This is a genomic window from Photobacterium malacitanum (assembly GCF_900185615.1).
Lineage (GTDB): Bacteria > Pseudomonadota > Gammaproteobacteria > Enterobacterales > Vibrionaceae > Photobacterium > Photobacterium malacitanum.
On record NZ_FYAK01000011.1, the window covers coordinates 49458 to 73681 of the forward strand.

21 protein-coding genes are annotated in these 24224 nt (G+C 32.5%); 5 read left to right on the forward strand and 16 right to left on the reverse strand.

Features of this window, described 5'->3' with window-relative positions; translation table 11 throughout:
- Window positions 1-136: 136 nt before the first annotated feature.
- From PMAL9190_RS16880 to PMAL9190_RS16890, 3 genes are all read left to right on the forward strand, one after another.
- Window positions 137-1012 (forward strand): LysR family transcriptional regulator, encoded by an 876-nt coding sequence (locus PMAL9190_RS16880; protein ID WP_087846183.1) that lies wholly within the window; start codon window positions 137-139, stop codon window positions 1010-1012.
- A gap of 242 nt (window positions 1013-1254) precedes the next feature.
- Window positions 1255-2622 carry an anaerobic C4-dicarboxylate transporter DcuC gene (gene dcuC / locus PMAL9190_RS16885; RefSeq protein WP_087846184.1) on the forward strand — a complete coding sequence of 456 codons (1368 nt, stop codon included), beginning with the start codon at window positions 1255-1257 and terminating at the stop codon, window positions 2620-2622.
- A 125-nt stretch (window positions 2623-2747) separates the two neighbouring features.
- Window positions 2748-3080, forward strand: a complete 333-nt coding sequence (locus PMAL9190_RS16890; RefSeq protein WP_087846220.1) for a hypothetical protein — start codon at window positions 2748-2750, stop codon at window positions 3078-3080.
- Between the two features lie 6 nt (window positions 3081-3086).
- Here PMAL9190_RS16890 and PMAL9190_RS16895 read toward each other — a convergent pair whose 3' ends face one another.
- Window positions 3087-3860 (reverse strand): ribonuclease H family protein, encoded by a 774-nt coding sequence (locus PMAL9190_RS16895; RefSeq protein ID WP_087846185.1) that lies wholly within the window; start codon window positions 3858-3860, stop codon window positions 3087-3089.
- Between the two features lie 199 nt (window positions 3861-4059).
- On the opposite strand from PMAL9190_RS16895, the gene PMAL9190_RS16900 reads away from it, so the two are divergent.
- Window positions 4060-5301 carry a mechanosensitive ion channel family protein gene (locus PMAL9190_RS16900; protein ID WP_087846186.1) on the forward strand — a complete coding sequence of 414 codons (1242 nt, stop codon included), beginning with the start codon at window positions 4060-4062 and terminating at the stop codon, window positions 5299-5301.
- A gap of 238 nt (window positions 5302-5539) precedes the next feature.
- Window positions 5540-7912: a YgiQ family radical SAM protein gene (locus PMAL9190_RS16905; RefSeq protein WP_087846187.1), complete on the forward strand. Its 2373-nt coding sequence runs from the start codon at window positions 5540-5542 to the stop codon at window positions 7910-7912.
- A 120-nt stretch (window positions 7913-8032) separates the two neighbouring features.
- Here PMAL9190_RS16905 and PMAL9190_RS16910 read toward each other — a convergent pair whose 3' ends face one another.
- From PMAL9190_RS16910 to rfbB, 15 genes are all read right to left on the reverse strand, one after another.
- Entirely contained in the window at window positions 8033-9001 is a 969-nt protein-coding gene (locus tag PMAL9190_RS16910; RefSeq protein ID WP_087846188.1) for a polysaccharide deacetylase family protein, read from the reverse strand.
- 253 nt (window positions 9002-9254) lie between these two features.
- Window positions 9255-10985 (reverse strand): glucosamine inositolphosphorylceramide transferase family protein, encoded by a 1731-nt coding sequence (locus PMAL9190_RS16915; RefSeq protein ID WP_087846189.1) that lies wholly within the window; start codon window positions 10983-10985, stop codon window positions 9255-9257.
- Window positions 10985-11791 (reverse strand): formyltransferase family protein, encoded by an 807-nt coding sequence (locus PMAL9190_RS16920; protein ID WP_087846190.1) that lies wholly within the window; start codon window positions 11789-11791, stop codon window positions 10985-10987. The genes PMAL9190_RS16915 and PMAL9190_RS16920 overlap by 1 nt, the downstream gene beginning before the upstream one ends.
- A gap of 50 nt (window positions 11792-11841) precedes the next feature.
- Entirely contained in the window at window positions 11842-12945 is a 1104-nt protein-coding gene (locus PMAL9190_RS16925) for a glycosyltransferase family 4 protein (protein WP_087846191.1), read from the reverse strand.
- 77 nt (window positions 12946-13022) lie between these two features.
- Window positions 13023-13976 carry a polysaccharide deacetylase family protein gene (locus PMAL9190_RS16930; protein ID WP_087846192.1) on the reverse strand — a complete coding sequence of 318 codons (954 nt, stop codon included), beginning with the start codon at window positions 13974-13976 and terminating at the stop codon, window positions 13023-13025.
- A gap of 14 nt (window positions 13977-13990) precedes the next feature.
- On the reverse strand, window positions 13991-15061 hold the full coding sequence (locus PMAL9190_RS20525) for an EpsG family protein (RefSeq protein ID WP_087846193.1): 1071 nt from the start codon (window positions 15059-15061) through the stop codon (window positions 13991-13993).
- On the reverse strand, window positions 15061-16134 hold the full coding sequence (locus PMAL9190_RS16940; RefSeq protein WP_087846194.1) for a glycosyltransferase family 4 protein: 1074 nt from the start codon (window positions 16132-16134) through the stop codon (window positions 15061-15063). The genes PMAL9190_RS20525 and PMAL9190_RS16940 overlap by 1 nt, the downstream gene beginning before the upstream one ends.
- Entirely contained in the window at window positions 16088-17317 is a 1230-nt protein-coding gene (locus PMAL9190_RS16945; RefSeq protein WP_087846195.1) for a glycosyltransferase, read from the reverse strand. Before PMAL9190_RS16945 ends, PMAL9190_RS16940 begins: the two co-directional genes overlap by 47 nt.
- Entirely contained in the window at window positions 17310-18080 is a 771-nt protein-coding gene (locus PMAL9190_RS16950; protein WP_087846196.1) for a glycosyltransferase family 25 protein, read from the reverse strand. The genes PMAL9190_RS16945 and PMAL9190_RS16950 overlap by 8 nt, the downstream gene beginning before the upstream one ends.
- Before the next feature lie 8 nt (window positions 18081-18088).
- Window positions 18089-19171, reverse strand: coding sequence for a glycosyltransferase (locus PMAL9190_RS16955; protein WP_087846197.1), 1083 nt, complete (start codon window positions 19169-19171; stop codon window positions 18089-18091).
- Between the two features lies 1 nt (window position 19172).
- Complete coding sequence (locus tag PMAL9190_RS16960) at window positions 19173-20597, reverse strand: lipopolysaccharide biosynthesis protein (RefSeq protein ID WP_087846198.1); 1425 nt, start codon at window positions 20595-20597, stop codon at window positions 19173-19175.
- A gap of 2 nt (window positions 20598-20599) precedes the next feature.
- The gene (gene rfbC, locus PMAL9190_RS16965) at window positions 20600-21142 is read right to left on the reverse strand and encodes a dTDP-4-dehydrorhamnose 3,5-epimerase (protein ID WP_087846199.1); all 543 of its coding nucleotides are present in this window, start codon (window positions 21140-21142) and stop codon (window positions 20600-20602) included.
- Window positions 21143-21154: 12 nt separating this feature from the next.
- The gene (gene rfbD / locus PMAL9190_RS16970; RefSeq protein ID WP_087846200.1) at window positions 21155-22051 is read right to left on the reverse strand and encodes a dTDP-4-dehydrorhamnose reductase; all 897 of its coding nucleotides are present in this window, start codon (window positions 22049-22051) and stop codon (window positions 21155-21157) included.
- Entirely contained in the window at window positions 22048-22932 is an 885-nt protein-coding gene (gene rfbA, locus PMAL9190_RS16975) for a glucose-1-phosphate thymidylyltransferase RfbA (protein ID WP_087846201.1), read from the reverse strand. Before rfbA ends, rfbD begins: the two co-directional genes overlap by 4 nt.
- 208 nt (window positions 22933-23140) lie before the next feature.
- Window positions 23141-24172, reverse strand: a complete 1032-nt coding sequence (gene rfbB / locus PMAL9190_RS16980; protein WP_087846202.1) for a dTDP-glucose 4,6-dehydratase — start codon at window positions 24170-24172, stop codon at window positions 23141-23143.
- Window positions 24173-24224: the final 52 nt, after the last annotated feature.

The window sequence follows — 24224 nt, forward strand, 5'->3', positions numbered from 1 at the left end:
GCCTATCCCACTATGTCATTAGGGTAGAGATATCTTATTTTCAAAAACTAAACATAACGTGACAAGACGATAACAATAGCCGCATAATAATGAAAATATATAATAAATATCACAGCGATAAACAAAGGTTATAGCCATGGACACGCGTTTACTTATTTACTTCACTCAATTAGCGCAAACAAAAAGTTTTACTCGTGCCGCAGAACAGCTTCATATTGCACAGCCAGCACTTAGTGTGGCGATAAAAAAACTTGAACAGCAACTAGATCTGACATTATTTTATCGTAATGAACGCAAAGTTAGCCTCACTCAAGAAGGTGAAGTGTTACTGATACATGCTAAACAAATATTACAAAAAATCGACGATGCAACTTTAGCCATGAAAGAGTTACGCGGATTAGAAAAAGGTGAAGTACGGCTTGGAGTGCCAAGTATGCTGGGATCCTATTTTTTTCCTCAAATACTGATGGGCTTTAAAAGCCATTACCCAAATTTAAAATTAACCATTGTTGAAGCAGGTACTCAATCAATTAGACAAATGCTCGTTGAGGGGGAACTAGATCTTGGTGTCATTATTAATCATAACGTACCGAGTAGTTTACAAATAGAGCATCTATTACGTTCGCAGATGGTTGCCGTCGTGAGTGAACACCACGACTTTGCGACCAAAAAAAGCCTCACTTTTGGCGATTTTTTTGGCCAAGAATTAGTGGCATTTAAACCTGGATATTTTCATCGTGAAATTTTAGATCATATTTGCGAACAACATCATTTAACCGCAAACATTTCATTTGAAACAAATTTATTACCCATGATTTTACAGATTATTCGCCATGACTTTGCCATCACATCCTTACTTGAATTAGTCACGGATCATGAATCGAACGTTATTCCTATTCCCTTTGCTGAACCTATTTATTTAGATCTTGCAATGGCATGGCGCAAGCAAGGTTACCTCTCACTTGCCGACAGAACATTTATTGAGTACGTTAAACAGCAATGCCAACAATAATCATTACAAATAGTGACACAAGCAAGAATTTAACACTCACACAACATTAACAACTCAATAAATAACACCATAAAAATCAAATTATTAACATTATCAATAAAAGCATGGCAGAGATCATAACTTCGACTGTTAATAGTCGTTCATAAGCTGATTTTTAGTTACATTAGTCGCGCCTTTTATGAAAAAAATGCCGCAATACATCATAAATGCATATTTAATTTGATTTTAGGAGAGGACTTTCCATGACGGAATTATTAATTGGGTTGGTGGTCACCATTGCCGTTGGTTATTACATAGTAAAAGGATATAACGCAGCTGGTGTATTATTAACCGCTGGAGTGTCATTACTCATTATTGCCGGTTTATTGGGCCATTCGGTATTACCAGCTAAAGTAGCATCTACTGGTAACTTATTAACTGACTCACTTGAGTATGTGAAATACATGCTTCAAAACCGTGGTGGCGGCCTAGGCTTACAAATTATGCTATTATGTGGTTTTGCCTCTTACATGACGTATATCGGTGCAAATAATGTTGTGGTAAAACAATTTTCAAAGCCTCTTTCTTTTATTAAATCGCCTTATGCATTATTAGTTGCAGCCTATATTGTGGCATGTTTAATGTCACTTGCCGTTAGCTCTGCAACTGGTCTTGGGGTGCTATTAATGGCAACCCTATTCCCAATGATGACAGCAATGGGTATTTCTCGCCCAGCAGCGGCTGCAGTATGTGCATCACCTGCAGCAATTATTTTATCACCGACATCGGGCGACGTTGTTGTTGCAGCTGAACAATCAGGTTTACCATTACACGTCTTTGCCGTTGAAACCGTACTACCGGTTTCTATCTGTGCCATTATCGTTATGGCTGTGGCAGCGTTTTTCTGGAATAAATACCTTGATAAGAGAGACAATACACCAATGGAACGTGTTGATATTTCAGAAATGGAAGTCAGTGCTCCTGGGTATTACTCGATCTTACCTTTCATGCCAATTATCGGCGTATTCTTATTTAACGGTGAAACTATTCCAGGTTTAAAACTTGATATTTACACAATTGTAATCGTTTCAATTGCACTTGGTGCTGTGGTTGATTTCTTGACTAACCGCTTAGATGGTAAGGCAACATTAAGTAACCTAGAGTCTTGTTATGCTGGTATGGGAGACGCATTTAAAGGCGTTGTAATGTTATTAGTTGCTGCTGGCGTATTCGCACAAGGACTGATGACGGTTGGTACGATTGATAACCTGATTTCACTAGCAGATAAAGCCGGTGCAGGTGGTTTTGCGTTAATGCTACTACTAACAGCGCTTACCGTTGCCGCAGCTATTGCAACAGGCTCTGGTAACGCGCCTTTCTATGCTTTCGTAGAACTTGCACCTCAGCTGGCGGGTAAATTAGGTTTAAGCCCTGCTTTCCTAATTATTCCGATGTTACAAGCATCAAACTTAGGTCGTACTATTTCACCTGTTTCTGGTGTTATCGTGGCGACATCTGGTATGGCGAAAATCAGTCCGTTTGATGTTGTTAAGCGTACCTTCGTACCTGTTATCTGTGGTTTAGCTACCGTTATTGTGGGTACATTTGTCTTAGTACCGATGTACGCTTAATCATTATATAGAACATTAACGACTGAAAAATACCAAGCCCATTGAGAAAATAGTCTCAGTGGGCTTTTTTTATATTGTTATTCACGGCACAATTCCATTATCAATCAAAACCACATGATGATGTTATGAACAAACAGCAAGCCCTGATCCAAATCTTGACCTTTGGTCCTCAACGGGACGCGGCGTTTTCAGTCTTTGTTAATGCAGAAAACTCTCCCAATGATCCCCCTTTTGAGGTCAGCCACCAGCATTTAATCATGGTATTAGAAAAATATCTTGCTGATGAAATTGATGCTGATGATATCGAGCAATGGGCAAATTTAATTGATTTTAGAGCAGATATTGATGGTAGTGCTATTGAAGGCTATTTATATGCATTAGCCAATCCAGAAATGATGGGCGATGGTGAAAATAAAGCGAACATTTTACGTATGCTCGCTGTACTAACCCAAAGCTAACAGAGCTTAACCCGCACGAAGAGCAAGTAACGCAGCCAAATCATAAGGCGGTTGGTATAAACAAAAGTCGACCGTTTTCGTATCGACCGCTAAAATTGACATTCGATCAGCCAATTCATTACCTTCAATACCAACATGCCCATTCACATGGTGGATCACAAGCTGTGATTTTAGTGCTTGATAACGGCTAAACATTTGTTGAATTAAAGCGAGATTTTTAATTTCTCCACCGGCTTTTTTCCAGCCATTTTTTTGCCATGTTATCGCCCATTGGGTAATACATTGAATTGAATATTTCGAATCACAAAAAATAGCGACAGTAGTCCCTTGTGCCAACGCTTGTTCAGCTAAAATCAACGCTTGATTAAGTGCATTTAACTCGGCGGTATTATTGGTGCCCATTGGCTCATACAAGCCATACCATAACTCACTGAGCTGATTGTTTTGGTATAATGCTAATCCTGATCCCGCTTTACCCGGATTAGGATCACAACCGCCATCAGTAAAAATTTTAATTTCAGCCGTTAATGCATGAACTTGTTCGCTGGTTAATGAGCCTTTACTGGTTGTTGTACGCTTTACAGCCGTTTTATTACTTCCCGCAGCTGTAGATCTTACTGCTTGAGGCTGTTTACCAAAAGCAGCCGTTGCTTCTGCTTGAGTTGGAAATGATTTATAGCGTGCACCTGCAAATTTATCGACTTGCTGCTTACAACTTGCCCAATCACTATAAATACCGGGCTCACGACCTTGCCATACCACATAAAACTTTTTGGCCACTATCATCTCCATACTATATCTAGAACATACATACTTGGTATTCTAAGATTCTATCACTAATGCAGCTTTATGATTATGCTAAGATAAACACCACCACTAAAATATACTCGTATCATTGTTAATACTGTTGTTAAATAATGATATTAAGCAATCACCATTCAACATTTATTTATTCACCGTGTGAGTATGGAGTTCAGTTTTGAGCCATAAAATACGCTTAGACATTGCTAATGGCATGTCACAGCTGGGGATCAATGTTCAACCACAAGATAATATATCAACCGCCATTTTTATGGTGCTTTGCTGCGCTCTTGCATTCTTATCTTATGTCTTTGTGCGTTGGGGCTTACTTACATTATTACGCTCAGCTATAAAACGTTCCCAAGCGACATGGGGACACGTTATGGTGCGCCATAAAGTGTTTGAAAAATTATCACTGACGATTCCAGCAATGGTACTCAATCTTGTTATACCGCTTGTATTAGATAAACATGCCATTCTCAGTAGTTTTATTGATCGCACCCTTAGCTTATGGTTAATTATCGTACTCGTTAGAAGCTCATATGCATTTCTTGATGCAACCAACGACATGGCCGATATTAATCAGATCAGCCGTAACCTACCGGTCAAAAGTTTTGTCCAATTATCAAAATTAATCCTCTTTTTTATTGGCTTTATCATTGCTATTTCAGTATTAGCTAACCGCTCACCTATTTATTTCTTAAGCGGTTTAGGTGTTGCTACAGGTTTAGTGTTATTAGTTTTCCGCGATACTATTTTAGGTTTTGTGGCTGGTATTCAACTGTCAGCTAATCAAATGGTAAAGGTGGGTGATTGGATCCAAATGGATAAATATGGCGCTAACGGTAGTATTGATGAAGTCTCTTTGACAACCGTTAAAGTAAAAAACTGGGATAATACTGTGACCAATATCCCTGCCTATGCACTGGTACAAGACTCATTCATTAATTGGCGTCAAATGCAGGAATCTGGTGGGCGACGCATCAAACGTTCAGTGCTAATAGATATTGAAACGATTAAATTTATTGACGAGCAGCAACAACAAAAATTAGCCCAGATCCCTTATGTGGCCGATTTTATAACGAAAAGAAATACTGACATCGCTAGCGGTGATGCGCATGCATTACAGCTTACCAATATTACGGTATTTCGTGCCTACCTTGAGGCTTACTTAAAGCAAAACAATAAAATTCGTCAAGATATGACCTTTTTGGTACGTGAATTAGAGCCAACGGCACAAGGTCTACCCGTGCAAATTTATGTGTTTGTGAATGATACTCGGTGGGCTTTTTATGAAGCCGTTCAATCTGATATTTTTGACCATGTATTAGCTATTTTGCCCCAATTTGATCTTGCTGTTTATCAAAGTCCTGATGGCTCAGATGTACGAAGTCTACAATCGAACATAACACCAGCTTAAGTCTTTAGCTTAAACCACGCTCAACAAACAACGATCAACGGTTATTTATTCGCCGTTGATCGTTTATTTATAACTTAAATATTTCTAATTTTAGTGGCTGCGAGCGCAGAAGAAACCGCTATAGTTAACTGTCTAACTCCAATTTACTAAAACCTTGTTTAAGATCAGGATTTATAATCACTAGCCAGCCTTTTTATGAGCCGCTATAATTCCCGCCTCAAAATATAGAGGTCAAAACATGCACACTAAAGTAACACCTATTGATAGCTATCCTAAGTATTGGGCTGAATGCTATGGCACAGCTCCATTCTTGCCAACATCTAGAAAAGAGATGGACGCTCTTGGCTGGGACAGCTGCGACATTATCATTGTTACTGGTGATGCCTATGTTGACCATCCTAGTTTTGGTATGGCGATTATTGGTCGTTTACTTGAATCTCAAGGATTTCGCGTTGGTATTATTGCGCAGCCTAAATGGGACAATAAAGACGATTTTATGGCGTTGGGTAAACCGAATCTTTATTTTGGTATTACATCAGGCAATATGGACTCAATGATCAACCGCTATACCGCAGATCGTAAGTTGCGTAAAGATGATGCTTACACTCCCAACAATGAAGGTGGGAAACGTCCTGATCGTGCCGTATTGGTGTATTCACAACGCTGCCGTGAAGCCTACAAAGAAGCACCTATCGTACTAGGTGGTATTGAAGCAAGCTTACGTCGCCTTGCACACTATGATTATTGGTCTGACAAAGTTCGTCGCTCAGTATTAATGGATGCAAAAGCAGATATTCTGTTATTTGGTAACGCTGAACGTGCACTGGTTGAAGTCTCGCACCGTATCGCTAATGGCGAAGATATCAAGTCATTAACTGATATTGCAGGCACTGCGGTAATGATCAAAGACATTCCTGAGCGTTATCAGGAAATTGATTCATCACGTATTGAAAAGCCTGGTCGTCCAATGGTGATGCAAAACCCTTATGCGACCGAAGAAACTTGTGCGTCTAATAAAGAAGAAAAAGAAAAACAGCCACAAGTTGTTCACGTTCGTCCATCACGCCACGATGCTGAAAATACAGTTGTACGTTTGCCTTCTTATGAAAAGCTAGCCAATGACCGTATTTTATATGCTCACGCAAGTCGTGTAATGCACTTAGAAACTAACCCTTATTCTGGACGTGCATTAATTCAAAAACATGCTGATCGTGAATTATGGATCAACCGTGCACCGATTCCATTATCAACTGAAGAAATGGACTTTGTGTTTGGATTACCGTTTGCTCGCGTACCTCATCCAAGTTACGGCAAGGCAAAAATTCCAGCTTATGACATGATTAAAACCTCGGTTAACATCATGCGTGGTTGTTTTGGTGGGTGTTCATTCTGTTCAATTACTGAACACGAAGGTCGTATTATTCAAAACCGTTCTCAAGAATCTATTCTTAATGAACTAGAAGATATTCGCGATAAAGTTCCAGGTTTTACCGGTACTATTTCTGATTTAGGTGGCCCGACAGCTAACATGTATCGTCTTGGCTGTTCTGACACTCGTGCAGAAGCTAACTGTCGTCGCCCATCATGTATCTTCCCTAAGATTTGTGAGAAGCTAAACACAGATCATAAACATCTGATTGATTTATATCGTAATGCTCGTAATGTTAAAGGCATTAAGAAGATCATGATTGCTTCTGGTGTGCGCTATGATTTAGCGGTCGAATCGCCAGAATACGTGCGTGAACTTGTTACTCACCATGTTGGTGGTTATTTAAAGATCGCACCTGAACATACAGAAAAAGGTACACTTGATCTGATGATGAAGCCAGGCATGGGTACCTATGACCGCTTTAAATCAATGTTTGAACAATACAGTCAAGAAGCAGGTAAAAAACAATACCTGATTCCATACTTTATTTCAGCACACCCAGGCTCAACTGACGACGATATGTTGAACCTTGCATTGTGGCTTAAACAAAATGATTACCAGTGTGATCAGGTACAAAACTTTTACCCATCACCAATGTGTAATGCCACAGCAATGTACCATTCTGAAACTAACCCGTTGAAGAAAGTGAAGTACAAAGGTCGTGAGGATTTATTTGTCGCTAAAGGTGAACGTCAACGTCGCCTACACAAAGCACTATTGCGTTACCACGATCCACTAAACTGGCCTCTTATTCGTGACGCACTAACAACAATGGGCAAGAAATATCTTATTGGTAATCGCCCTAATTGTTTAGTACCAGAAGCTGGTAGTGAAGCAGAAATGACTCCGGCAGAACGTCGCGGTTCAGGTCGTCACGGTTCTAAGCGCTTTGCAACAAAGAACCCAAATCAGCCTGATATTCGTACCGATGGTAAGCGCCCACAAGGTAATCGAAATGGTAAGCCTGTAGGTAATGGTAAACCACAACCAAACGGATCACGTAATAGCAATCCAGCAAAAGCAGGCACTAGCAGTAACCGTGGTGGCAGTAATAACACCAGCACCAATGGTAACCGTAATGGAAAGCCAGCCCAGTCAAATAGTCGCCCGACTAACCGTAATGGTAAACCCGGTGGTCAACGCCCAAACGGTAAACCAACACGTAGCCGCAACGGTGCGTAAATATACTGATTAGTGGATATTTATAACCGTTCAAAAACGCCACCTATTTTATTAAGTGGCGTTATTTACAATAATTTCAAATACCTCTAATAATTAAAATCACTTATATCTAATTTATTGCTAAGCTACTAATTTTTTAATATTTCTCATTCTACCTAATGATTTATATTTAGCCTCAAAATAAGAAATAGCATCAAAAGTAAATCGATTATGTATTTTATTATTATTTTTACTAAAATCATCACCTACAAGTAAAATATGATTAAAATCTGATTCTAATGCATATTGAATGTTTTCTTCAGTTGCACTTCCGTTAGGAAAAGCATAAATATCTGTTTTTATATTAATATCGTTCATAAAATCTCTACACATATTCAAATCATTAATAAAATATTTTTGAGATTGTTTAGACATAGAAAGATGTTCATAAGAATGTACTCCTATTTGATGATATGTTGAGACCTCCTTTATTTCATCGATAGTCATCATTGCAGAACAAAGAAATTCAGAATATTTATAGATATAATCCTTTATTAATTTCTGGTGAATGATAAAATTATTATAATCTAAGTTCTTAATTTTAGAAGATATATAGTATCCTAGTTTGTTTCTATTTTGTAAATCCTTCCTCGTAATGCTAGGTCTTATAGGTAAATTCAATATTAACTCATCAGGAGCATTACCAATAAAATCTTGTAGATATACATTGATAGGAGACTCTCCAGATAAAACACATGAAGGGATAATGTTTTGGTTCACCTTTATGTTATGCTTATATAAAATAGGAACTGCATAATCAATAAAATCTTTATAACCATCGTCAAATGATAAAATCAAATCTGGCTTATTTTTATCTTCACCCGTTTCACCAAATAAAATTATATTATAATTTAATTTTAAATAAATTATAATATCTTCAAATAAAACAGGGTCAAGTGGACTATATATACTACCATCAAAAGGAGCGACTCTGTGAAAATTAAGTATTGTTAAAATAGAGTTATCTGTTAATAGTTGCAACCTGCTTTTGACCCTAAAGTCATTAGATAAAATTCGAAAAATATTTTTTTTTGTAATATCAATTATCATAATAAACACTCATTAAATCTAATATAACTATTAAGTAAAACATATTTTACCTTTTATCATGCGATCTCTAAGTTATTAGATTAATATAGTTAATAATAAAAATATAATAAGAGGGTTTAACAGTAAATGTTAAACCAAGTTTTTTAAAAAATACACGATAACATCAGATGTATTATCTAGTATGGTAACCTTAGTATTCTATACATCAAGATAGTTGAGCCTAAAACCTAATCTATTAATCTTGGTGAAAATATTATTTAATATATGTATCAATTTTAGCAAAATCTAAAACTATTAAACCTTCAGTAAAATTAAAAGTATGTGTTGCAACTATAGAATCAAAATAATCTGCCGCAACTTCAAACTGAATATCTTCTTCATACTTATATCGTGATATTTCATTAACTTTTGATACCCCAAAAGATTTACCATATAGATCACAACCTTGAATTTGATAGACACGGTATATATTTTCATCATCAAAGAAAAGTCCACCATTACGACCAATTGATGCATTATATATAACAGGGTTACTTTTATGCTCTACCCAATCACCATTCAGTAAATCTTTAGAATAGAAAAGATGTAATTCAGAATAATGATCATTTCCTAATAGTGATGAGTCAACATTAGACATCATCCACCACGTACTATCAACTTTAACAATATTAGTATCTGCAGCTGATATATTTTTTATTAAAATTTTTTCTAACTTCCACTCTAATGGGAAATTAACACATTTATAAAGTCTAATATCTTTTGCTGAACAACTTTCAGGGCACATATAAAGATTATCACCATCCCTAAATAAATAAGGATAAGATAAATGAAATTCTTCTTCTAAAGCTACTCCTAAATATTTATACCCATTAGGATCAATTTCATATACTGTAATTAACCCTTTACGTACAGCAAAATCATAATCTTCAACGAAACAATAATGTTTATTTCCTTGTTTTATAATAAAAGGGTCTGCTAAATAATGATTATCCGGATTTTCAATGACAGTAGATTCAGACAATGACACATCACACCAACTATCTGTAAATTGATAAGCAACACCCCAGGTTATCGTTTTTGATGTAATGCTTCTCCAAGCTCTAATATAACAACAACAAAATAGCTTATATAAATATAATATTTGAACTGATATACTAGGTACTGAATATGAAGGGAACATTGATCTATGCTGATTTACAACATGATAATGAGCACGCTTTGAAGCAATATTTTCAACTAATTTGTGAATAACTGAATTAGACTTAGAATATAGTCTAATTAAATTTAAGGTGAACATAAAAGACGTCATAATACTTCCATTAAAAATCACATCTTCTATTTTTTTTAATTTATAATTAGTTACCTTCACACTAAAACTAGTAGTATCGTGCTTATTAAGCACATCATAAAAACCAGCACATAAAGAACTACTAAAAGTAGTATTCGTATAATTTAATGAGATGACACCAGAAGGAAATAATTTTAAAAGTTCGTCTGGAATTTTTTTACTGCCATAGTGAATTAATAAATCAACATTTTCTCTTCTTATTTTTATAATTTCATCTTCGGTATATCTATAGAAAAAATCACCATTTAAAGCACTATTATATATATTAAAATTTCTGATTGATAAGTTCTTTATATTGATTTTAAAAAAATAATTATTAACTATTTTTTTGTTTTTAATTAATAGAAAAACTTCAAATTTTATAACTAACTTCAAAAAAAGTTTTTTTATAAAAAGATAAATATTAGATAGTAACGATATATTAATTTCTTTAATAGATGGAAATTTAAAAAAACAATAGTGCGTAATAGTAAATTTAACATCATATACCTTAGAATCTAAAGCTACATCTAAGAAGTCATAAATTTGTTTTGTATTATTATCATCATCTAATAAAACACCAACTTTTAATTTCCTCACCAATAATCCCTTATAAACAGCCAAACTTAAGTAAACATAGTCACAAAAAATATACATTATTTTTTCTTATAATTATCAGTATTTACAAATAGTACATCATTAATATTATTATTTATATTTTCATTAGAAAAATAGAAATAATAATTATATAAAGCTTTAATAACTTCTTTCTTATTCCAATCCTTAGTTAAATATAAATGTCCTGATGATATTTCATGTTGACTTATATTTTGTAATGGCTGTTTGTTTACGTAAGCCTTAATTACCTTACTGTATATATCATGGGCATGATTCATTACTTTAATATGTAATTCAGATAATGATTCATTACCTATTAGAGGACATTTTTCTGTAACAATTAAATTACCAGTATCTATGCCATCATCTAGCCACATAACGGTATTACCTATTAAATGAAAATTCCGATTACTTAGACACCAATTAGTACAATTCGGACCACCTTTTACATAAGGAGATATACCTGTATGTAAGTTCATAATTTTAGATGTTTTTGAAAGCTCTTTGATTAACTTTGCACCCAGTAAATTGGTACCTGAAACTATCACTAAATCAGGACTTTCATTAACTATAAACTCTAAAACTTCATCTGAATTAATATCATTAGTTGAAACTTTTAATACTCTACTTTTGAATTCATCTGTAATAATGAAAGAACGTTGCATTTTTCTCCAAGCTAATGATAAAGGTAGAGCACAAATACTTTGTATAAATTTACTATATGATTTCTTCTTATTATATTTTTTTGATACCGTTACAACTGATGAAATAGTAGCGATTTGAGACACTTTGCTAATAAGTCCCCAATGGTTAGGTTGATCACCTATAAAAGCAACAATTTTCATAAAACCTCTGCTAAATGTCTGAAATTTATATTTGTTATATATGAATTTAATTAAGCTAGTACTGAAATAGTTCTATCAATGACAATAGATTCATCAAACTCTTTTTCAACTTTTAGCCTCGCGTTGCTGCAAATTATCTTATAAGCATCTTCAGGTAACATTAGTATTTTCTTCATTGCACCAGCTAAAGATTTGCTATTCCTCGGTTGACACAAAAATCCATTATAACCATCTTTAATAATATGCTTACATCCAGGGACATTCGTCGCTACACTCGGCAACCCCATAGCTCCTGCCTCAATTAAGGTTTTAGGCATCCCTTCTCTATATGATGGTAAAACAACACAATCAGCCTTTGCATACACACTAACAACATCATCACTGCTCCCTAGCCACTCAATGAAAGGATATTTAATCCATTGGTTCACTACATTCATAGAAATAGATGATTTATTCTTATTATCAATAAAGCCACATATTTGTAATTTAAAATCAAAGTTCTCTTGATACAAAATTTTAGCAGCTTCAACAAGTTCATTTAGACCTTTATCAGACAAAATCCGACCAACAAAAAGAAAAGTAAAAACATTTCTATAAGATTTATATAACACTGGATAAAACTTCTCCGTATTTACACCAGAACCTGGTAATAATTCCAATTTAAATTTATTGACTAACTTATTATCTGATAACATAGAAAAATCATCTGGATTTTGACAAAAAACTTTATCGGCATAAGGTTGGGATAATTTGTATAGTATCCTGACTATTTTTGATATTAAATTATTATTAATAAAAGCAGTCCCTAAACCACATACATTATTTATGACAACAGCACCATATATCTTAGCAGCCCAAGTTCCATATACATTATTTTTCAATGTATAATTGAAAACATAATCGGGTTTTATTCTACGATAGAGACATAATAGCTGATATAAAGTGATTATATCTTTATATACATTGTAACCTTTATTATCCATATCAATATTAGACCAATAGCATCCAAGTTCAGACATTAGCCTTTTAGAATAATTATCTCGAGGTGAAATACAATAAACTGTATACCCTTTATCAATAAACGCTTTAATTGATGATTGTCTGAAGTTATATAAATACCATGATGTGTTTGCGGAGAATACAATTACTTTCACTTTAATAAATCCTTATAATAAAGTTCAATAGAAATTATAATAAATAATAAACCACTAACATATAGTTAATGCCTAAATTAAACGCCACTCATATTTTTACTTACCATTCCATATTTTTCATTTAGTATTTTGTATTTATCAATTATTTTAGATAAATGATTTATATTTAATTCGACGTCAGAACCAAAATTATGTGGATGCCACCATAAATGATAGCAATGTCCATTTATAGCGGCATGTTCCATTTCAACTAATACTCTTCTGAGTAATAATGCTGAAACTAATGATGGCATTGTACGAGATATAGGTCTTAAAAAACGGCTTGCTGATATATTAGTCATTCCATTTGTTATCGATGTCTTATACCCATGATACCCATCTATCGGTAAGACGCTGTCAAAAGCTTTAAATCCTCTAACTAAATTGCTTCGTTGATTTTGGGATTTCTCCTGATATATAAAAGAATTAGGATTACTCCTATAAATATTTATATTATGTTTTTTACATACTTTTAAATAATCATCAGAGAACTGGTTTCTTGGAAAGACAATACTTTTTATATTTATGTCATTATCCGTTGCAATAGCTAATAATGATTTAGTATCAGCATCAAATTGCTCTAACGTTTGACCTTTTTCTAAGCAATAATAATGAGAAAATGTATGAGATGATATTTCTTGTCCATTATTTTCTAAAATCAATTTTATTAAAGATGGAGCAAAATGATATGGATCTGTTTTTTCTGAATCTCCTACACAGTTTGAGAGGTAATCGTAAGGGTTATACCTGTTATTTTCATATGATGGCATCTTATCAGGTAAATATTTAATTATTTCATTTTTGTTATTAGCAAACAAAAAACCTACAGTCGCCCATGAAGCATGAATATTGTTTAATTTAAACAAATTTAAAATTTTTGGTATTGCTTTACGAGCACCAATAATATTATTACCATAAGATCTAATTCTCCTCTTATCAAATACACCCCACATTAGTTCAAAATCTATTGATATTATAAAAATACCATTCATAATTATCTCCAATCTTATAGGTAGCTATCATATGGAATCCAAGAACTTGCGTGCGAGCCAAAAAAAAGCCAAGAAAACAAAACAATAAAATAATATAGATAGGTTAACGTAATAACAAAAAACTTATCCCAATACTCAAAAATATTAAATAAATTAGCAAAAACTAATATTTGAATAGGTATTAAGTAAATTGAAAAACGATCTATCATCGTTGATAAATTAGGGAGAAAAACCAAACAAAATAATAATAATAATGATGATATAGAAAGAAGATAAGTAAGATTATATATTGGTTTAGTATAATTAAACCTACTTTTAAAAAGAATAAATATAATTGATGGTATAACGCATAGAATTACTCGCATCAATGCACCAGGAGAAGTATAACGATTACTCTCTATGTATGTATAAATCATTGCGTCAAATGTATTTGTCATAAATAAATAAATAATAAAATAGACAAATAGTGAACAGAAAAATACTTTTTGATATGTAGGCCGCTCCGTAACTATAAATGCAAGAGGTATCATAACAATTGCAGTTTTGTGAAAAATAGATCCAAAAAGAACCAATAAAACATACCCTCTGACATTATCATTACTTAGGCTTATAATTGCTAACAGAAAAAATGAAATAGCGATAGCCTGTCTTGAATATCCCATAGATACAACCAAAAAAAGGTACGGGAAAGAAATTATTAAAGATATAAATGTACTGCTTTGGTTATTACTAAATTTCAATAAAGCAAATGAAAATATAATACCGCATGTTAAATTTACGCCTACCATTCCAAAATCAGAATGATAAGATAAATAGTTTATTATCTGATATCCAAAATCCTTCATTTGTAGAACTTCATAAAAGGATAAGGTTTTCATTAAATCATAGTAATATTTATATGAAAACCAATCAGGACCAATCTGGTACCTTAATCCTATAATTAAACTAAATGATATGAATATAATGAATAAGATAAAATTTTTACTATATATAAAATATCTAGTTTCTATGATTTCGTTTTTTTTAAAATCAAAAACTATTGAAAAAAAAACCAAAGAAAAGAATACAATGAAATATATCTCCATTATGCTACCTTAGAAATTATTTTTAGTAGGACATCCTGCTGTATTTGTAAGGAATATTTATCTTCTACTGATAATCTTGCTTTCCTTGAAAAATCTTCGTATACAAAATCAGAATCAACAATTCTATTTATAGAATCATACCAAGAATTTTTTTCATTTATTAAAAGACCACAGCCTAAATGATTTATTATATTTTCATTAGTACCAACCGATGATGCAACAACCGGTATTCCACAAGCCATATATTGTATAAGCTTATACCCACATTTACCTTTTTCGAAATTTTCATCTGGTATTGGCATTATACCCAAATCAAATTTTTGAATATAACTGACTTCTGAATCTTCGCTCCATGGTAATACTTCTATATTACAATAAGGAAAATGATTAACTATATCTTTATTAGCACCAATCATAACCATCTTGTATTTTTTATTTTTCAGTAAATCTATAATATTTGATTTAATCTGTAATATATATTTTTGTGTATAAGGAGAACCAATCCAGCCAATAGTGACCTGACCACAAGGTAATTTTTTATGAAGTCTAGGGTACCGACTTATATCTACAACTGTTGGTATTAACTCTATGTTTTTAGCACCAGCCAATTCAGCATGTTGATATATATAGTTATTTCCAACAATGACTACTTTAGCATATTTCATAACCTTATCGATTTTTTTAGATAACATAAATCTAACTAATTTATTATTTGAACTATCATAATTGTGAAAAATGGCATCATCATAATCAACAATATAATTTATATTTAAAATGCTCATTATCCATTCAAATAATGATGGCAGATATGGAAATAATTCTTTTTCTATGTAAATTAAGTGATATTTCTTAACAGAAAATAAAGTAATAAATCTTTTAAAATAACAGTAAGCTATTTTAAATACTGACTTAGTATTTTTAGAGTAATACGAAGATAGATATTTATCGTCAAACAAGTATGAAACTGTTACCTGGAATTCATTAGATTCAAGAAATGGAATATATTGAAACGTTCTTAACCTAGAACTAGCACCCATCCTTGAATACTTGGTAAACATTAATATTTTTTTCATAAGATACTCTTTGATAAATTTTGTTATACCTTTTAGCGCCAACATCTGCAGAAAATAGTTCTAATGCAGCTTGTTTACACCGTCGAGAACAATCAGGATCAGCTAACAAACTCTTCATTTCATTTAATGCTGTAATTAAATCCTGTTCCGAGTTATTTTTAACCACAACACCAATATTGAATTTTTTAATTAGATTAGCCATGTCACCAACACCTTCATTCCCTAATATAGGAATACCACAAGCCAAAAATTCAGCCATTCGTGTAGGAGCAGAACCTATTTTGCTGATTCCGGAAGTAAAATAAAGAATAGCAAAAGTCATATCATTTATATTAGACTGAATATCTTCTGGTTTTGATGATTTAATTTCTATTTCACTAATTGAATATTCTTTAGCTAGACCGTATAAAAAACATTGATCGTCTTTTGTAATCAATTTCACCTTTGAACTTTTGAATACTTTTTCAGATAATTTTAACGTTTGAAATAACCAATCACTATAATACCAACCACTTATAATAGTACCCATAGTACCAATGATGATATCTTGATTAGTTTCCTTTATATCATTTTTAAAACGAGTTAAATCTACACAAGTTGGAATTACTGAAAATTTATCTTTTGATAATGTTGGATTTTGATTCAATATATAAGGTAAAGCGGCGTTGGTTAAACTAACAATAGCTGCAGAATCATTAAATAACTCCCTTTCAAAGAACTTTAACATTTTATAAATAATAGAATCTTTCTTTAAACGTTCATCATCAACCATTTCTTCTAACCAAAGAGCACGCATATCGAATATAAATGGTAATTTAATTACTTTTCTAGCCAAATAAGCAGCAATACTAGGGATGTAACTTCGGCAATGCATAAAATCAAATTTATATTTATTATTTAACTTGTATATATCAAAGATTAAATTAGTTAAATCCCAAGAAGTAGCAAATAGTCTTGGCTTTTTATGATAGATTCTAGGTTTCCAAATTATATTATTTTCATAGCACAATGATTTTAATTTATCCACTTGTATTTTATTATCAAAATCATCTTTCTTTTCAAATGTAATTAATATAAACCGATAACTACAAGAAAGACGGGTTAAATAGGCAAGAATTTGAGATTGCCCTAAGGGCTCAAGTATTCCTGTATAAGAAAGATATAATACTATTTTTTTATTCATTATTATTTAACCTACACCTTGCTAGTTGTGAATATTCATTTACATATTTATAGTTGCTCTCACTCTTTAATAAAATATATCTTAATCTTATATACCTAAGATACTTATACAGTTTACCTTTCAATAAATATTTAGAAATTTTTATGGCTAATGAATCATCTTGCGAGTATCCAATACTAGATTTGAATCCATTTATTCTGAAAGATTTATTATAAAGTATTCTGGGATTATTAAATCCGCCCTTTGAAAAAAGTCCATGCCAATCATCAGCAATGAACTCTATATTTTTATTAATATCATATAATTTTTTTGCTGCCTCACTACCAATAACATATACAGCTGTAGTTCGTACATCTTTCATTGATAATGGATATACTAATTTTCCATTATTTAATTCCATTTGGTCATATAATGAGTATTTAGCTGTAGTTATATTTCTATTATACAAAAAGATTATTTCATCTTCCTTTATTATACTTTCTATTTCATTTAATATAGCATCAATGTTATTTGGTAGAATAACATCATCTTCAATAATACATGCACTTTTATTTCCAGATTTGAATATTTCCTTATATGCTTCAACATGTGACAAAGCACAACCTACTTGCCCATCATTAAATTCTTTACAATATGAATTTCTATTTATTTTTGTCCCATCGACTCCAATTATTTTATATTTTTTTTTACTTTTCTTTATTTCATTATTAATATGTAAATATCTTTCTCTTAATCGTATTATTGATATTAAATATATGTTCATAATAATCTCTAAAGTATATTTAAATACTTTTCCGCAATAATATTCACAGAAAAATCAGATGCTCTTTTTCTTAAAAAATTAATATCAGTATTAGAATTTAACTGTTTAATTATATTTTCAGAAAGTAATTTCTCATCATTAATTGGGACCAAACATCCATATGCTCCATTACCTAGAATTTCCCTAGGTCCATTATCACAATCAACACTAACTACAGCGACACCATAATTTAGTGCTTCCAAGATCACTACAGAAAAACCTTCATAATGAGATGATAATACGAGGAGATCTGCGTTAAGGTATATATTTTCTAATTCTTGGCCTTTTTTATTTCCTACAAAATCGATCTTATCTGATATTTCTAAACTTTTAGCTAATGACTGTAGTTTTTCTTTCATTTCACCATCACCCACGATGGTTAATTTAACATTTTCATCTTTTAACAATACTAATTTAAATGATTTTATTAATAATTCATGATTTTTAGCCCATTTCAAACTACCAACACTTATCACATTCTTTTCAATATTTTTTTGTTTACATATTTCACCTTGGTATAATTCAACAGGATTATATATTGTTTTTATAGATTTTCCTTTCAACCAGCCAAGCTCCTCAAGATCTCTTGATGCATTATTAGATACATTCAACCGACAATTAGCTAAAGGATAAAATATATTAATACTAAGTCTAAAGATAAGTCTTTTAATTTTATTTTTTATCCATGGCGTTTTGGAAAATGTTGTATGATCACTTAATACTAAATTCACTTGTGAGAATGAAATAAGTTTAGCTATTACTCCAACAATTGTTAATGGCCACATAATACACAAGAGTGAATCCGGCTTTTCATTCCTTATATAACTTCTTAATTTCAACAATCCAAAAAATTCTTTTTTCTCATTCTTTACACTTAAATCTACAATATTGACATTTTTATTAACATCACTGATTAGTTCACCTTTTTTATTCATCAAAATAAAATCAACTGATATATCCTCCATTTTTGAAAAGTGATTAGCTAAAATAATAGCGACACGTTCAGCTCCACCAACAGTTAAATTTGGAATATAAACTGCTATTTTTTTCATATTATATTCTCTGAAAGATAGATGTTAAATTTAATCTATTAACTATAAATAATATTAATATTACATATACAATCAAGGATATTAGCAATGTCCCTAATATATTAACAATATAATTTTCACAAGATGAAAACATATATTGACCAAAAAGCCCTGATATTATCGTTACAATAAGTATTGGAAATATTATTTTAATCTGTTCCGTTAAAAAAACTTTACTTATTTTACCACTTATATGTCCATATATAAAAAATGACAGATATGCATCAATTGATATCCCTATACAAATATATTCCAAACCAAAATTAATACTTATAGCCAATATGACTAGTGTTATTATTCTAGTTATAATTTCTAATTTTAGTATTTTACCAGGTAAACCTTTAACATATAAAAAGTTACTATTTATCGATTTTATAGGAAAAATCATCGCTCCTATACAGAGAATAAATAACAAGTTAGAAGTAGATTTCCACTGTTCACCTAAAACAAGACTAACGATCGGTTTTGAAATCACAGCCAAACCAAACATTAATGGAAATACTATTAGTGAAGATATTAACATTGTTTTTTTATATGCTAGTTTTAGCCTATCCTCATCATTTTGAATCGAGCAAAACATAGGATAAGTAACACGTTGTATAATGTTAATGACCGTAATACTTGGTACACTTGATATTGTTCTTGCTAGGCTAAAAACACCTAAGTCTGTAGATATAAATAATTTTCCAATAATAATTTTATATATATTATCGAAGAATGTTCCAATTAAACTTGCTGCAAGTACTTTTGAACCAAAACCAAATAACACATCAAATGATGCTTTTGAAAATCCGCATTTAGGCTTCCATGGATTAACTATATTAAGTAAGACAATATTAATAATGTTAAAACTTAAAGATTGAAAAACAATCGCCCATACACCATATTGGTTATACGCTAGAAATAAAGCTATTAGCGAACTACATATTACACTTATCAGTGATATTATTGCTTGCCTTTTGAAGTCCATTAATACTGTTAATCGAGTACGCTGAACTATAGTAAATGAACTAAGTATTATATTAATACCTAGTACACGGGCGAGTATAATTAACTCAGGCTGTTGATAAAAATCTGAAATATAAGGAGCAGAAAAAAAAAGTATTAAATAGCATACTGATCCAACTGCAGTACTAAAATATAAAGTAGTCGCATAATCAGCTTCACTACGATCTTGTTTTCTAATTAGTGCACTACTAAAACCACCGTCAACAAAGTTTTGAGAAATTGCAATAAATATTGCTAACATGCCAACTAAACCAAAGGCATTAGGACCAAGCATGCGTCCAAGTATTAACATGATGATTAGTTGGACTGCTTGTGTCACTATTCTCTCAATTGCACTCCACTTTATTCCGTTGACAGTTTTTTGTTTTAAACTATTCATAATCAAAAAACAATATTTTTGAAAAAGACACCATTATTATCTTTTTCAGATAACAATGGCTCTCCAAATAACGGCCAATCAATCGCTAATTCATCATCATTCCATAATATAGTGTGTTCTGCTGTTGGGTTATAATAATCAGTACACTTGTAGATAAATTGAGCTTCTTTGCTAGTAACATAAAACCCATGTGCAAAGCCTTCTGGTATCCATAATTGGCGCTTATTTTCAGCAGAAAGATATATTCCAACCCATTGCCCAAATGTCTGTGAACCATTTCTTATATCAACGGCAACATCAAACACTTCGCCAGATATTACCCGCACTAATTTCCCCTGCATATTTTGTGTCTGATAATGCAAACCACGTAAAATTCCTTTTTTGGACTTAGAATGATTATCCTGAACAAATTGAGTCGGCTTCCCTGTTACCATCATTTCAAAGTGCTTTTGATTCCAAACTTCCATAAAATAACCACGTTCATCCCCAAAGACTGTAGGTTCAATAATTTTCACATCAGGAATATTTGTTGCTGTTATTTTCATAATATTATTCCATTAATTTAAATATTCGATTAGATGGCTTAAACCTTTTTGCCACTCACTGGCTCTAATTCCAAATGTTTGATTAATCCTTTGCGTATCTAATTTTGAATTAGCTGGACGTTTTGCTAAGGTTGGATATTCATTCGTTGTAATATAACTTAATTGAGGTACGCTAACTAATATCTGTTGTTCAACTGCTTTATCAAATATTGTTTGCGCAAATTCATACCAACTTACATGTGGTAAACCTGAATAGTGATAAATACCAAACTTGTTATTATCAAACTGATCACCCTGCTCAAAAATTTGTTTTGCGATAACAATTAAAGTGCTTGATATATCACTTGCATAAGTAGGACCACCGAATTGATCACCAACCACATCCAACCTATCTCGTGCTTGAGCTAGTCTCAGCATCGTTTTAACAAAATTATTCCCATGTTGACCAAACACCCATGCAGTGCGTAAAATAATATGCCGAGAGCAAGCATTGACCACTTCTTGTTCTCCTGCTAGCTTACTTAATCCATATATACCTTGAGGCCCAAATAGATCATCTTCGCTATATATGCCACGTTTATCTCCTGAAAATATATAATCCGTAGATATATGCAATATTGCTGCACCGATTTTATTTCCAGCTTCCGCTAAATATTTTGGACCATCACGATTGATGGAATAGGAAAGTTCAATTTCTACTTCAGCTTGATCCACAGCTGTATACGCAGCTGAATTTATAATTACATCAGGCCTAAACTCTAATACCATTTCAGTTACAGCAAGTTGATCCGTAATATCTAATTCTTTTCGATCAACAGCTAATAATTCAACATTAGTACAACTTTGTAGCTGCTTAACTAAGCAACTACCTACTTGTCCGTCGCAACCCGTTATTAAAATTTTCATCATGGCTCCATAAGTGGCAATTCACTAACAACACGCATCAAGTATTGTCCATATTCATTTTTGAGCATTGGCTCAGCTAAAGCTTGTACTTGTTCGGTTGTTAACCAGCCATTACGCCACGCAATTTCTTCTAAACATGCGATCTTAAGACCTTGTACATTTTGAATTGTCTCCACAAAAGAAGAAGCTTGCTGCAGACTTTCATGTGTACCAGTATCAAGCCATGCAAACCCACGACCTAATAGTTCAACATTTAGCGTCCCATCATATAGATACATTTCATTTAATGTCGTAATTTCCAGTTCGCCGCGAGATGATGGCGTAACCTTTTTTGCCATCTCAACTACACGGTTATCATAGAAATATAAGCCTGTAACTGCATAATTTGATTTAGGACTTAACGGTTTTTCTTCAATTGAAATGGCCTGCATCTTTGGGTTAAATTCAACAACACCAAAACGCTCTGGATCTTTTACCTGATAACCAAAAACGGTGGCTCCATATCCATGCGATGCAGCATTTATCAATGTTTGACCAAATGATTGACCGTAGAAAATATTATCTCCTAACACCAGACAGACACTGCCATTCCCAATAAATTTTTCGCCAATGATAAAAGCCTGTGCTAATCCATCGGGAGTAGCTTGAACCGCATACTCCAAGTTGATACCAAAATCAGAACCTTCTCCTAATAAACGGCGGAAATTATCAATATCTTCTGGCGTAGTGATAATTAATATATCGCGAATTCCTGCTAGCATCAGAGTTGATAATGGATAAAATATCATTGGCTTATCATAAACCGGTAATAACTGCTTAGAGACGCCGCGAGTGATTGGATATAAACGTGTACCTGAACCTCCAGCTAAAATAATTCCTTTCATTTTATCATCCCTATATTTACAAGAATCGATAGTAATCGTTAAAATTAAACGCTTATAATTTAAAAAATATTAATTGAATTAGTGGTGAAATTTACAAACAAAATAAAAACATCAGCTCTAATTAATAAAACTTGAAATTGATAATTTTAATTACATGTTAAAAACAAAATGTATCAAATATCTATTTGATTGTATTCCAGCAATTACACTAACCATCTAATACTCGACTACACCATTTTTTATTATTTAAATACCATATAACCGTTTTACGAATACCTGACTCAAATGATTGCTCTGGCTTCCAACCTAATTCACGTTCAATCTTAGATGCATCAATCGCATAACGAATATCATGCCCTGGTCGATCAGTTACATAAGTAATTAAATTCTGGTATTGAGTTACAGCTTGAGGTTTATTAGGTGCTAACTCTTCAAGCAGTGAACAGATTATTTTCACCACTTCAATATTGGCTTTTTCATTATGACCACCGATATTATATGTCTCACCAACCTTACCTTTAGTGATAACGGTATAAAGGGCTGATGCATGATCTTCAACGTAGAGCCAGTCACGAATTTGCATACCATCGCCATAAACAGGTAATGCTTTACCGGCTAAGGCATTTAAAATAATTAACGGGATAAGCTTCTCAGGAAAATGGTAAGGACCATAGTTGTTTGAACAATTAGTCACAATGGTTGGTAAACCGTAAGTACGCAGCCATGCTCTAACTAAATGATCACTTGAAGCTTTTGATGCTGAATATGGGCTCGAAGGTGAATATGGTGTCGTTTCAATGAACAAATCATCAGTGCCTTCTAAATCACCATATACTTCATCAGTAGAGATATGATGAAAGCGAAATGACGCTTTCTGAACTTCATCCAACAGGTTCCAGTAAGTGCGTGTTGCCTCAAGAATAGTATATGTACCAATAATATTCGTTTCAATGAATGCTGCAGGACCATCAATTGAGCGATCAACATGACTTTCAGCTGCTAAGTTCATTACTGCATCAGGTCTATGCTTATCAAATACACGATCTAACTCTCCACGATTACAAATATCTACTTGTTCAAATACATAACGCTCACTACTATCTATTTCAGAAAGGGATTCCAGGTTCCCTGCATATGTTAATTTATCAAGATTAACGACACTATCTTGAGTATTATTAATAATATGTCGAATAACTGCTGAGCCAATAAAGCCAGCACCACCAGTAACTAAAATTTTCATGGGATAAAAGTTCTCTATTTCTGATAGTTATTTACTAAATTCAACTGCGAAC